This window comes from Stutzerimonas stutzeri, assembly GCF_013522825.1.
GTDB lineage: Bacteria > Pseudomonadota > Gammaproteobacteria > Pseudomonadales > Pseudomonadaceae > Stutzerimonas > Stutzerimonas stutzeri_AK.
On record NZ_JAAMQZ010000006.1, the window covers coordinates 103395 to 116327 of the forward strand.

Sequence of the window (12933 nt, forward strand, 5' to 3'; positions counted from 1 at the left end):
AATGCCATGGCCTTTGCGATCGAAGTCGAAGAGTGGGTCGGTAGCGTCTGGCACCGCTTCATCACCCGCCGTGCGAACCCGGATTTTCCCGAAGCACGCGTCGAGCTGGAGAGCATGCGGCGCCCGCTGTCGGTGCTGTTTCGGGCCATGGGCGGCGCCAGTGGCATTGGCGTCGAAGCGGCCAATGCACGTGATCTGATGCTGCGGCGCAACCTGCTGCAACAGGTTGCCGGGACCTGCAAGCAATTGCCGGTGGCCTGGTGCGATGCGAGCAATCTGCGTTTGCCACAAAGCCTTGCGGTCTATCCCGAGGCTGAACTCAATCAGGATCTGTATCGCTGGCTGGCGCTGCTTGCGGCGCAGGCGGGCGAGATGCGTCACTGGGCGCGCGACAATCAGCGCTGGACCCAGTCGCTACTCCAGCAATATCCGGCCATGCGGCCACGCTATGAACGTCTGGTGGAGGCGCATCTGCTGCTGCGTCCCGATCCCGATACATTGTCCAAAGCCGAAGGCGCGCTGGAGCGTGCGCTGCGTCAGGCGTTGCGGGAACCCGGCAGCGTCGAGCAATTCCCGCGCAGCGAAATCGCCCCCTGGCCGTTGCCGATGTGGCTGTATCCAGCGGAAAACCTTGGCGTACCACAGGCCACCGAGCTGGCCGATGAAGATCCGGACAACAACCTGCAGGCGCCGGCCACCGAGCAGAAGGGCATGCGCAAGCGTGCCAAGCGCGTCGAGGAAAACTCCGGCAAGGGCGGCCTGATGCTGTTTCGTCTGGAGAACCTGTTCAGTTGGACCGAACACGTCGAGCTGGATCGCCAGAGCGACGACAGTGAAAACGAGGACGCCTCGCGCGTGGCCGAGGACCTCGATGAAATGGCCATGTCGCGCCAGCGCATGCGCAAGGGCGGCGGGCTGAAGCTGCATCTGGATCTGCCGCCGGCTGATGTCGACGATGTTCCGCTGGGCGAAGGCATCAAGCTGCCGGAGTGGGACTATCGCAAACAGTGCCTGCAGGAAAATTTCGTCAACCTGCAGATGATGTTGCCGCGCGGCTCCGAACCTCTGGGCTTGCCGCTGCGTCTGAGCCCGCTGGCGCGCAAGCTGCGCCGTCAGTTCGAGCACCTGCGCAGCGATCGCCAGTGGCTGCGCGGCCAGCCGCAGGGTTCGGAACTGGACATGCAGGCCTGGCTGGATTTCCATGTCGAGCGCCAGCATGGCCAGTGCGCCGAGCGTGGGTTGTTCATGGAGCAGCGTCAGAACCGCCGCGATCTGGCCTGCCTGCTGCTCGCCGACCTGTCGATGTCCACCGATGCGCACCTGGATGACGAGCACAAGGTCATCGACGTGATCAGCGATAGCCTGCTGCTGTTTGGCGAGGCGCTGTCGGCGGTCGGTGATGAGTTCGCCTTGTACGGCTTCTCCTCGTTGCGCCGCCATCAGGTGCGGATGCAGGAGCTCAAACGCTTCCGCCAGCCCTATGGCGACGAAACCCGTGGGCGCATCCAGGCACTCAAGCCGGGCTACTACACCCGCATGGGCGCGGCCATCCGCCAGGCCACCGAACTGCTCGGCAAGTGCAAGCAGCGACGCAAGCTGCTGTTGCTGGTGACCGACGGCAAGCCCAATGACCTGGATGTCTACGAGGGTCGTTACGGCGTCGAAGACACCCGCGAGGCGGTCCTCGAAGCCCGCCGTCAGGGGCTGCTGCCGTTCTGCATCACCATCGACAGCGAGGCGGGCGATTACCTGCCCTACATGTTCGGCGCGAATGGCTACACCCTGATCAAGGAGCCCCAGCAGCTGCCATTCCGCCTGCCACAGCTGTACAAGCAGTTGACGCAAAGGTGAAACCGCCAGAACGGCAGCCACAAGCCACAAGCCACAAGCCACAAGCCACAAGCTTCAAGTTGTAGGGCCGAACTTGTTCGGCTGTTGTTCGGCTGCGCATCTTTGGCCGAATAAATTCGGTCCTACAGGTGGCGGTCGTCAGCTGTAGGCCGGGTCACGCCTCATCGATCCGACGAGCGGAACCTCGGTGGATGTAAAAAGCGACATCCACCCTACACTGGCTTGCAGCTTGCAGCTTGCAGCTTGCAGCTTGCAGCTTGCAGCTTGCAGCTTGCAGCTTGCAGCTTGCAGCTTGCTTCTGCTGTTACACTATCCGCTTTTCCGCTTCTGGAGTTTCTCCGGTGTCTGTCGTGTTCGTCGCCGCTTCCCAATTGCCGACGCCGTTCGGTGTATTCACCATGCATGGTTTTCTCGATCAGGACACAGGCAAGGAGCATGTCGTACTGACCATGGGTGACGTTGCAGATGGCAAGCCTGTGCTGGGTCGCCTGCATTCCGAATGTCTCACCGGCGATGCCCTGTTCAGCCTGCGCTGTGATTGCGGCTTCCAGCTGGAAGCGGCATTGAGCGCCATTGCCGACGAAGGGCGTGGCGCGTTGCTGTATCTGCGCCAGGAAGGCCGTGGCATCGGCCTGCTGAACAAGATCCGTGCCTACGAGCTGCAGGACCAGGGCGCCGATACCGTCGAAGCCAACGAGCGCCTGGGCTTCGCTCCGGACATGCGTGACTACGCGATCTGCCTGCCGATGCTAGACCATCTGGGCATATCCGAAATCAAGCTGATGACCAACAATCCGCGCAAGGTCAAGGCGTTGCAGGGGTTTGGCATCCGTGTCGCCGAGCGTATGCCGCTGCAGATCGCGCATAACCCGCACAACCGCAAGTACCTCGCCACCAAGGCCGGCAAGCTCGGCCACCTGCTCGGCGAAATTCATCAGGGTGAAGCCGAACAATCATGAAGCGTACCGAAGAAAGGACTCGACTGAACCGGCTCTGGTGGTTCTGGCTGGCGCTGTGTCTGCTGCCCTGGCTGTTGCTGGGGCCACTCGACGTCAATCTGGGGCTGCCGCCCATCGCGATATTCATCACCGGGCTGTTCGCCTTGTTCCCGAGCCTCAAGGCCTTTTCGGCTTTCAAGCGCGCGCTTTTTGCCCTGCAGGAGCGTGACGAGGCGGGGGAACGTGAGCGCTGGGCCACCTTGCAGCGGGCTCAGGTCATGGGCTTGTACTGGGCTGCCCTGCCGGCCTGGCTGGCGGCGCTGGGTTCGCTGTCGGGGCTGGGCGGCGTGGCCTGTCTGCTGCTGGTCTTCGGCAGCCTGATGACCATCATTCTCTACCGCATCCCGAAGCCGGTGCTCTGAGCCCGTAGCCTGGATTAGCCGAAGGCGTAATTCGGGATTCCAACGTTCGTGGCATATCTCGGCCATCCGAGGCGCGATCCGGCTCGGTTCGTCGGGTCGATAAAGCGCGACCCGACCTACAACACCATGCCTCATGCTTTGTAGGTCGGATTAGCCGAAGGCGTAATCCGACGATCCGAAGGCGTAAACCGACAATTCACTCATCGCGGCTGGATGATCGGCGGCTGCACGGTGAAATCCACATGCACATCGACCTGGAACACCTCGGCCAGGTGTTCCGGCGTCAGCACCTGTTGCGGCGTACCGGTGCGATAAAGGCGGCCCCGATGCATCAGGCACAGGCGGTCGCAGTAGCGTGCGGCCAATGCCAGATCGTGGATGGACACCAGCACGCCACGCCCTTCGCCGGCGTATTGCCTGAGCAGTTCGAGAATATGCCGCTGGTAGTACAGGTCGAGGCTGGCCACCGGCTCGTCGGCGATCAGCACGCGCGGCTCGCCGGCCAGCACGCGGGCCAGCCAGACGCGGGTCTGCTCGCCACCGGAGAGCTGGTCGATGCGCCGGTCGCGCCACTGCCATACACCGGCCTGATGCATGGCATGGTGAATCCTGTCCGTATCCTCGTCGCCCCAGGGCAGGCGGCCCAAGGTGACGATGTTCGCCACGTTCAGGGCCCAGGCGCTCTGGCTGGCCTGTGGCAGCAGCGCCACCTGGCGCGCCCTTTCATGGATGCTCAAGCGCTGGCTGGGCTGGCCGTCGATGGCTATCCGGCCTCGATGCCTTTGCACGCCGGCCAGGCAGTTGAGCAGGGTCGACTTGCCCGAGCCGTTGGGGCCGATGATGCCCAGCACTTCGCCGGCATTGAGTGCCAGATCGACGTCATGCAGGCGCTCGTCCACGCTCAGACCGTGGGCACGGATCAGCTCCATTTCTGCCGCTCCCGCCAGACCAGCCAGATGAACAGGGGCGCCCCGATCAGCGAAGTGAGCACCCCCAGCTTGAGTTCGCGCCCTGGCGGCAACAGCCGAACCACTAGGTCGGCGCAAAGCACCAGCGTGGCGCCGGCCAGCATCGAAGGGATCAACAGGCGATCGGGACGATGATTGACCAGTGGCCGAACCAGGTGCGGCACGATCAGCCCGACGAAGCCGATCGCGCCGGCCACGGCCACCGCCGAGCCGACCAGCACCGCGGCGCCGAGGACGATCAGCCGGCTGCCGCGTTTGACGTTCAGCCCGAGGCTCTGCGCGGCCTGTTCGCCCAGGCTCAGGCCGTAGAGCAGGGGCCGCTGGCGCAGGATCAGCAGGCTGCCGATCAACAGCGCCGGCAGCAGGATGCGCAGGTGATCAAGCCCGCGTTCGGACACCGAGCCCAGCAGCCAGAACACCAGTTCCTGCATGGCGAAGGGATTGGGCGCGAAGTTGAGCACCATCGCCAGCGCGGCGCCGCTGACGGTGGAAATCGCCAGGCCGGCCATGATCACCATCGATGGACGCGAGGAGCCGGCCAGGGCCAGCATCAGGACCAGGGCGATACCGGCACCGAGCAGCCCGGCCAGCGCTGGCGCCATCTCGCCGGCGAAGGACAGCAGACCGAAATAGAACACCGCCGCCGCGCCGAGCGCCGCACCCTGGCTGGCACCGATCAGCCCGGGGTCGGCCAGCGGATTGCGCAGCAGCCCCTGCAATGCGGCGCCGGAGAGACCCAGCGCCGCGCCGACGCAGATGGCCAGCAGGGTGCGTGGCAGGCGGATATCACCGACCACGATGGCCTCCAGCGAATCTGCTCCACGCAGCCAGTCGAGCAGCCCGCCGGCCATGTTGACCGACGTCGAGCCCAGGCTCAGCGAGAGCAGGGCAGCGATCAGCAGCAAGCCGCCGAGCAATGGCGTGATCAGTCGAGCCATTGGTGCAATTGTCCTATCAGTTCCCAGGTCCATGGCCCCGGACATTGCCAGCGCCAGAATTCGCTGGTCAGCCAGCGCTCAGCCGGCACGCTCCTGGCCAGCGCCGGGTGTTCGGCGAACTGGTTGGCGCGTGCGCGATGCTTGGGCGCGGCCCACAGAATCGCATCCGGGGGATCGCTGGCGATCCGCTCCAGGTCCAGGCGCTGGTAACCGGGTTCGGTCAGGTAGTTGGTCCAGCCGGCGTGCTGGAGAATCTCGTGCTCCAGCGTGCCCTGTCCGGTGCCGATGGCGTTGGCGCCGAGCAGCAGCAGGCGCTGCGGCCTGGCCGGTCGGGGCATTGGGGCGGGCACGGTGCTGGCGAGCGTTTCCGGTAGTTGCAGGGCGCGCAGGAACTGTTTTTCGTACTCCACCACCTGCTGCAGGGTGCGCGGCAGCGGCAGCACCTGTGTCTCCACACCCAGACTTTCCAGGCGTTGGCGCAGTTGCGTCGCCGAAAACTGACCGGCCAGCACCAGATCGGGTCGCAGCGCGAAGATCTGCTCCAGACTGCCATCGTGCACTGGCCACTCGGGACCGATCCAGTCGATGGGGTAACGGCGTTGCAATTGCGACAGGGCCACCACGTTGTTCCGGTCCGCATGATGGGCGATCAGCCAGTCCGCGCACAGGCCGAGGGAGAGGATGCGTTGCGGCGCGGCTGAATAGCTTGCGCCAGGGAGTATGCAGAACATGGCCAGGGCGATTTGAGCAATGCGATTGATCATTTGGCCAAAAGGTTGCTGGGTAATGAGAAGTCAGCACGTTACCTGAAAAGGCAAGGTGCTGACGGTGTAGGGCGGATCAATGCTTCATCGATCCGCCGGACGCAGGCTACGGCGGCATGGAATGTCGGGGGACCTGCGTGTCGAGTCAGGCATCAGCCCCGGATTACGCCTACGGCTAATCCAGACGGTCTGTGGCGCCTCGGCAAAGGCATTCAGAAACGGTAACCAACGCTCAGCTGTACCTCCTCCTCGGGTGCGGGATAGCGGCTGGCTGCGGTGGCGAAGGCATCGTAGCGTTTGCCGGTCAGGTTGTTGATCCGTAGTTTGGTGTTGAACTGCCTGTATTCATAGGCCAGAGCGGCATTGACCAAGGTGTAGCTGCCGGCCTTCTGCTGAACATTGGCATCGTCGCCAGAGTAATAGCGCTTGCCTGTATATACCGCCTCCACGTAGCTGCGCAGTCCAGGCAGGATTTCATAGCTCATGTGAGCACTGGCGCTGTGGCGCGACACCCAGGGCACGTCATTGCCTTTGAAGCTGCCGTCGCGGTACTCGGAATCGGTGAAGCTGTACTGACCACCGATACTCAGATCAGCGCTGAGTTGGCGTTCGGCTTCGAGCAGAACGCCCTTGCGCAGGGTCTTGTCCAGGTTGATGTTGGCGCCATCGAAGCCCCAGGCGCTGTTGGGGCCGGGTGCGGTCGGGTCATACATCAACTCGTCTTCCAGTTCCAGGCGATACACCGTGAGGCGGTATTGCTGAATGCCGTCGTTCCACTCGACGCCGCTTTCCCAGGATTCGCCGGTTTGCGGTTTGAGAAAGGTGACATCCGGCGAAGTAAAACCGTTTTCGTCGACATTGGCCCAGCGCAGAACGTCCTCGCGCCTGATGAATACGCGGGTCTGCTCGTTGGCTTGCCAGCTCAGGCCGATACTGCTGCTGCCTTCGCGATCACGATGCGCTCGGCTGGAAGCGGTGCTTTCGTCATCCGCTTCGCTGACGCGGTAACCGATCACCAGATTCAATCCATTCCCGAGATCCTGGCTGAACTGTGTGTACCAGTCGCGCAGAGTTTGTTGTGCGAGGGTGTCGCCCCACGAAGCCAGGTACTCGTAATCGCTGGTGATATGGTCATGGCCCAGCAGCCATTCGGCTTGCCCGAGAGGCGAATCGAATCGGGCGGTAAGACGCGGGCTGATGGTTTCGATACGGGTGCCCTGGGTGAATTCAGAGCCGGGGCCGAAACTGCCGACTCCATCTTGATCGCTGTGGCTGTAGTCGAGGTGCGCACTCCAGACTTCACTCAGGCGCTGTTCCAGCGCCAGGCGATGAACCTGGCTTTTGCTGTCGTTCCAGGCCAGCGAGTTGCTCTGCTTGCGGTCTTGGCGGCGCTGAGCCAGAGAAAGTGCGTTGGGAAAAAGCAGTTCGTCATCCACCGTCTGGTATTCATAAAACACGTGGCCGTTGTCGTGTTCATAACGCAGGCGGGCGAAGGCATTGCTGTAGTCGGCGTTGTTATGGTCGCGGTAATTGTCGTTGCTGCGGGTTTCGCCGCTCGCATACAGCGAGAAACCACCCCCGAGCTGCTGATGCAGGTGCCCGCGAAAGGCTTCATGGTCGTGACTGCCTCGGCTGGCTTCGACATAGGCCTCGTTGCTGGATGGGGTGCGCGTGATGATGTTGATGACACCGCCCACTGCCTGATCGCCATAGAGAACGGTCCCGGCGCCACGAATGATCTCGATCCGCTCGATATTCGCCAGCGGGACGCTGTTCAGGTCAGCGCTGGCCAGGGTCGGCTGATTCAGGCGGCGACCATCGACCAGGACCAGGGTGTTGTTGGCGGCATTTTCGCCGAAACCGCGCAGGCTGATGGCGGCGCGGTTACCGTCACCCATGGTGTCGCGAATCTGCAGGCCGGCCTGGCTGCGCAGTACATCGAGCAGGTCGCTGCTGGCACTGGCCTCGATCTGCTCGCGGTCGATCACTGCTACGCTGGCTGGGGTCGGCGCTTTCAAATTGGTCGCGCGGGTAATCACCATGGGCGGCAATTGCGCGCTGAAAGAGCTCTCATCGGCAGCGAGCGCCAGGCCGGGTGTCAGGGCGATGGCCAGGGCCAAACGGGACAGTTTCATCGGTCAAGAATCCTCAAAAGATCGAAGCACTTTTGAGGAGGGCAGGAACAAGCGTGGGGTCCGGAATGCAGGTGGCCGCGCTTGACGGTGCTGCCCTCCGCAACACCAGTCGAATCCGCTCAGGCCGGTCTCCGGGCTCTCGACTCGCATCGCGCTCGCCTTCCCATGCCGGGGCACAGTGGCGTTTGAGCGAACGGCGATCCCTGGGATCGCGGTCGATTACCGTTGCGGGGGCAGCGCCGGGATTGTTCGATTGAACGCACCGGCTTCCCGTTTAATGCGCGCCTTGCGGCGGCACACCTGAATGGAAAACGCGCGCACCATAGCCGGCGGCAGGCTTGGGCGCAATGACAACGTCAGGATTGAGGCAGCAAAATGAGATCGCCATGGCCCACCGGTAGCCTGAACGCGGCGTCCAGCGGTTGCCCTGCGACCAGGTGATGCAGGGCGCGAATCGGCCCGGCGTGGGTCAGCAGGATGGCCTCCGTGTCGCCCAGCTCAGCCAGAAAGGCGCGCAGGCGCTCCAGCAGTTCGGGCAGGCTTTCGCCATCGGGCGGAGCGGCAGTCTGCCAGTTGTCGCCCCAGTGCCGTGCGGCGGGTGAGTCCAGTTCCGCCCAGGTACGGCCTTCCCAGTCACCGAAATTCAGTTCCTGCAGACGGGCGTCGATGCGGAAGGGGACGCCCAGCGTCTCGGCCAGGCTGCGGCAGCGTAGGCTCGGGCTGCTCCAGACGGGGGGCAAGCCCTTTGGAAACTGCCGTGCCAGCGTGTCGTGGACGGCACGCGCCTCTTCGGCAAAGCTCGCGGCCAGCGGTACGTCCAGCCGGCCATAGCACAGGTCGGTGGCCGTCACGCGGGTGTGGCGAATCAGACAAAGCGGCACAGCGCCAGGACTCCCAGCAGGAAGGTCAGCTCGCTCAGCTGTTGCAGCGCGCCCAGGCAGTCGCCGGTGAAACCACCGATCCACTTGCGTAGCCAGCGGGCGAACCAGAAACGCAGCGCGATCAATGGCAGCAGCGCCAGCCAGAGCGGCGCCGGTATCTCGATCCAGATAAAAGGCAGCAGCGCCAGGGTGGCTGCGACCAGCAACCCGGTCGCCGACATGCGCACCGCCAGCGGCTTGGCCTTGCCTTCGGGGCGGGCGTAGGCCTCGGTGAGCATCATACTGGCGGCGTTGAGGCGGCTGATCGTATGCGCGAGGATCATGATCGGGATGATGATCGTCGCTGGCAGCGCACTAAGCAGCAGGAATTTGCCCACCAGGGTGCCGATGAGTGCGCTGGCGCCGTAGGTGCCCAGGCGCGAGTCCTGCATGATGGCGAGGATGCGCTCGCGATCCCAGCCACCGCCCATGCCGTCCATGCAGTCGGCCAGGCCGTCCTCGTGGAAGCAACCGGTCAGCAGCAGGCCGAAGGCCATGCTCAAGAGGATCGCGACCGACTCGGGCCAGAGCAAGGTCGCGCCCCAGTAGACCAGCGCACAGAGCGCGCCGATCAGGGTGCCGATCAGCGGGAAATAGATCGCCGCCTGGTTGAGCTCGTCCTCGGAGTAGGGCACCCGGGCGGGAATCGGGATACGGGTGAAGAACTGCAGCGAGAGCAGGAGGCGATCGCATTCGCGACGCAGCAAGGGGCGTTCGTTCACGGCGCGGCCTCGTCGCTCACGCCGGCTTCCTCGAAGGAGGCCATCTCGTTGAGAAAGCCGCAGGCCGCCTGCAGCAGCGGCCAGGCCAGCACCGCGCCGCTGCCTTCGCCGAGGCGCAGGTCCAGTTGCAGCAACGGCGTGGCGCGCAAATGCTCCAGCAGCAGCGGGTGGCCGCCCTCGTTTGAGCGATGGCCGAACACGGCGTAGCCACGCACCGCGGGCGCGATCTGCATCGCTGCCAGCAGCGCGGCGCTGGCAATGAATCCATCAATGACGATCAGCGCGCCTTTTTCCGCAGCACCGAGCATGGCGCCGGTCATCATCACCACTTCGAAGCCGCCCACCTCCGCAAGTACGTCGAGCACGTCGTGCGGCCCCGGCCCGACGCGCGCCGCGACCGCCTCCAGGATGGCCACCTTGCGCGCCAGCCCGGTGTCGTCCAGGCCGGTGCCGCGCCCGGTACCGACAGCGATTGGCAGACCGGCGAGAAAATGCGCCAGCAGCGTGGCGCTGGAAGTATTGCCGATGCCCATCTCGCCGAAGGCCAGCACGTTGCTGCCTTTTTCCACCTCTTCATGGGCGATGCGCCGTCCGGTTTCCAGACCCTGCAGGGCCTGGGCGCGAGTCATGGCCGGGGCTGCCAGCGCATTGGCGGTGCCGAAGCCGAGCTTCTCGTGGCGCAGCGGCAGGTCGCTGGGGAAATCGGCATTGACCCCGGCATCCACCACTTGCAGGGCGAAGCCATGCTGGCGGGCGAAGCTATTGGTGGCCGCGCCGCCAGCGAGGAAGTTGTAGACCATCTGCGGTGTGACTTCCGGTGGGTAGGCGCTGACGCCCGCTTGGGCCAGCCCATGGTCGGCAGCGAAGATGGTCAGGCTTGGGCGCTGCAGCTTTGGGCTGAGTGTCTGCTGGACCAGACCGATCTGCAGGGCCAGAGTTTCCAGCTGTCCCAGTGCGCCCAGCGGTTTGGTCTTGCGGTCGATCTTGTGGCGCAGCGCAGGGATTAGCGCGGGGTCGGGGGAGTGGATGGTGAAGATGGGTGGGGATGACATGAGGGCTCGTACCGGTTGTGCGGCCAGCAGGCCGGGTCGCAAGAGAGCTACAGTTTGGCGGGTTGTGCGGAAAAGCCCTTTGGCGTTTTCCACCCGTAGGTCGGGTCGCGCTTCACCGACCCGACGAGCGAACGCTCAGACGCTTCCAGGGGTGGTGTCTTGTTCGTTGGTTTACGCCTTCGGATCGTCGGATTACGCCTGCGGAAACCCGTATTACGCCTTCGGCTAATACAGGCTACGGTAACCGCGGCATGCGGGTCGCTTTTCGTAGGGTGGAATCGCCGAAGGCGCTTCCGCCGCTTGCCTGAGATAGGGCTGACCGGTTCGTTATATTTTCGCCAGCCGCGCCCGTACCGCCGCTTCAATCCCCACTGCATCCAGGCCGCATTCTGCGAGCATCTGCGAGGGTTTGGCATGCTCGACGTAAATATCCGGCAGGCCCAGCTGCAACAGCGGCCTGACGATGGCCTTGGCGGCGAGGAACTCGCTCACCGCGCTGCCGGCGCCGCCCATGATGCTGTTTTCCTCGATGGTCACCAGCAACTCATGGGCGTCGGCCAGCTGCCGTACCAGGGCTTCGTCCAGCGGTTTGACGAAGCGCATGTCGACGACCGTGGCATCCAGGGTTTCGCCAACTTCCAGCGCTTCGGCCAACTGCACGCCGAAGACCAGCAGCGCCACTTTCGAGCCTTGGCGACGAATGACGCCCTTGCCGATTTCCAGTGGCTCCAGGCCGGGTTCGATAACCGCATTGGGGCCGGTGCCGCGTGGGTAGCGCACCGCTGCCGGGCCTTCGAACAGGTAGCCGGTGGTGAGCATGCGGCGCATCTCGTTCTCGTCGCTGGGGGTCATCACCAGCATGCCGGGAATGCAGCGCAGGTACGACAGATCGAAACTGCCGGCATGGGTCGGGCCATCCTCGCCCACCAGCCCGGCGCGGTCGATGGCGAACAGCACGTCGAGATTCTGCACCGCCACATCGTGGATCAACTGGTCGTAGGCGCGCTGCAGGAACGTGGAATAGATCGCCACCACCGGCTTGGCGCCTTCGCAGGCCATGCCGGCGGCCAGTGTCACCGCGTGCTGCTCGGCGATGGCGACGTCGAAGTAGCGCTCGGGAAAGCGCTCGCTGAAGGCTACCAGGTCCGAGCCTTCCTTCATCGCGGGCGTGATGCCGGCCAGGCGGGTATCAGCCGCGGCCATGTCGCACAGCCACTGGCCGAACACGTTGGAGTAGCGCGGGCCGGACGGCGGCTTGGGTTTCCTGGGGGCGTCCAGCGGTTCCAGCTTGTTGATCGCATGCCAGGTGATGGGGTCGACTTCCGCCGGGGCGAAGCCCTTGCCCTTCTTGGTCACCACATGCAGGAACTGCGGGCCGGACAGGTCACGCATATTGCGCAGCGTGGCGATCAGCGTCGGCAGGTCGTGGCCGTCGATGGGGCCGATGTAGTTCCAGCCCAGCTCCTCGAACAGGGTGCCGGGCACCAGCATGCCCTTGGCGTATTCCTCGGTGCGGCGGGCGATTTCCCAGGCGCCGGGCAGGCGCGAGAGGACCTTCTTGCTGCCTTCGCGCATGCTGCTGTAGGTACGACTGGAAAGGATCTTCGCCAGGTAGTTGGACATGCCGCCGACGTTGCGCGAGATCGACATGTCGTTGTCGTTGAGCACCACCAGCATGTCGGCGCCGACTTCCGGCGCATGGTTGAGCGCCTCGAAGGCCATGCCGGCGGTCAGCGCGCCGTCACCGATCACGGCGATGGACTTGCGCTTCTGGCCCTGCAGACGTGCGGCGATGGCCATGCCCAGCGCGGCGCTGATGGAGGTGCTGGAATGGCCGACGCCGAAGGTGTCGTACTCGCTTTCGCTGCGACGAGGGAAGGCGGCCAGGCCGTCCTTCTGGCGCAGGCTGGCCATCTGCTCGCGGCGTCCGGTGAGGATCTTGTGCGGGTAGGCTTGGTGGCCCACATCCCAGACCAGGCGGTCGTCCGGGGTGTCGAAAACGTAATGCAGCGCGATGGTCAGCTCGATCACGCCAAGACCGGCGCCGAAGTGCCCGCCGGTCTGGCCGACGCTGAACAGCAGATCCTGGCGCAGCTCGTTAGCGAGTTCTACGAGTTCCGCCTCGCCCAGGCGACGCAGCTGCGCGGGCGTGGCGGCGCGGTCAAGAATGGGCGTTTGGGGGCGAAGCCGAGGAATCTCATGGAACGTCTTGAGCATCGGGCG

The 12933-nt window shown here is 64.3% G+C and carries 11 protein-coding genes and 1 riboswitch; of the genes, 3 read left to right on the forward strand and 8 right to left on the reverse strand.

What is annotated here, in order from left to right:
• Nucleotides 1-6 precede the first annotated feature (6 nt).
• From G7020_RS05965 to G7020_RS05975, 3 genes are all read left to right on the forward strand, one after another.
• Nucleotides 7-1851, forward strand: coding sequence for a nitric oxide reductase activation protein NorD (locus G7020_RS05965; RefSeq protein WP_181083013.1), 1845 nt, complete (start codon nt 7-9; stop codon nt 1849-1851).
• Nucleotides 1852-2192: 341 nt separating this feature from the next.
• A complete protein-coding gene (gene ribA, locus G7020_RS05970) occupies nt 2193-2810 on the forward strand; it encodes a GTP cyclohydrolase II (protein ID WP_181083014.1) in 618 nt (205 codons plus the stop codon).
• A complete protein-coding gene (locus G7020_RS05975; protein WP_181083015.1) occupies nt 2807-3211 on the forward strand; it encodes a hypothetical protein in 405 nt (134 codons plus the stop codon). The genes ribA and G7020_RS05975 overlap by 4 nt, the downstream gene beginning before the upstream one ends.
• A gap of 200 nt (nt 3212-3411) precedes the next feature.
• On the opposite strand, the gene G7020_RS05980 is transcribed toward G7020_RS05975, so the two are convergent.
• The 8 genes from G7020_RS05980 to dxs form a co-directional block, all read right to left on the reverse strand.
• Complete coding sequence (locus tag G7020_RS05980) at nt 3412-4140, reverse strand: ABC transporter ATP-binding protein (RefSeq protein WP_181083016.1); 729 nt, start codon at nt 4138-4140, stop codon at nt 3412-3414.
• Nucleotides 4131-5117: a FecCD family ABC transporter permease gene (locus G7020_RS05985; protein ID WP_181083017.1), complete on the reverse strand. Its 987-nt coding sequence runs from the start codon at nt 5115-5117 to the stop codon at nt 4131-4133. Before G7020_RS05985 ends, G7020_RS05980 begins: the two co-directional genes overlap by 10 nt.
• The gene (locus G7020_RS05990; protein ID WP_258189257.1) at nt 5105-5881 is read right to left on the reverse strand and encodes an ABC transporter substrate-binding protein; all 777 of its coding nucleotides are present in this window, start codon (nt 5879-5881) and stop codon (nt 5105-5107) included. The genes G7020_RS05985 and G7020_RS05990 overlap by 13 nt, the downstream gene beginning before the upstream one ends.
• Nucleotides 5882-6093: 212 nt before the next feature.
• On the reverse strand, nt 6094-8016 hold the full coding sequence (locus G7020_RS05995; protein WP_181083018.1) for a TonB-dependent receptor: 1923 nt from the start codon (nt 8014-8016) through the stop codon (nt 6094-6096).
• 105 nt (nt 8017-8121) lie between these two features.
• A riboswitch (cobalamin riboswitch) is annotated at nt 8122-8335 on the reverse strand.
• A 37-nt stretch (nt 8336-8372) separates the two neighbouring features.
• Nucleotides 8373-8897, reverse strand: coding sequence for a histidine phosphatase family protein (locus G7020_RS06000; RefSeq protein WP_181083019.1), 525 nt, complete (start codon nt 8895-8897; stop codon nt 8373-8375).
• A complete protein-coding gene (locus G7020_RS06005; protein ID WP_219852595.1) occupies nt 8882-9658 on the reverse strand; it encodes an adenosylcobinamide-GDP ribazoletransferase in 777 nt (258 codons plus the stop codon). The genes G7020_RS06000 and G7020_RS06005 overlap by 16 nt, the downstream gene beginning before the upstream one ends.
• Nucleotides 9655-10710 (reverse strand): nicotinate-nucleotide--dimethylbenzimidazole phosphoribosyltransferase, encoded by a 1056-nt coding sequence (gene cobT / locus G7020_RS06010; RefSeq protein WP_181083020.1) that lies wholly within the window; start codon nt 10708-10710, stop codon nt 9655-9657. Before cobT ends, G7020_RS06005 begins: the two co-directional genes overlap by 4 nt.
• 327 nt (nt 10711-11037) lie before the next feature.
• Nucleotides 11038-12927 (reverse strand): 1-deoxy-D-xylulose-5-phosphate synthase, encoded by a 1890-nt coding sequence (dxs, locus tag G7020_RS06015; RefSeq protein ID WP_181083021.1) that lies wholly within the window; start codon nt 12925-12927, stop codon nt 11038-11040.
• Nucleotides 12928-12933 lie beyond the last annotated feature (6 nt).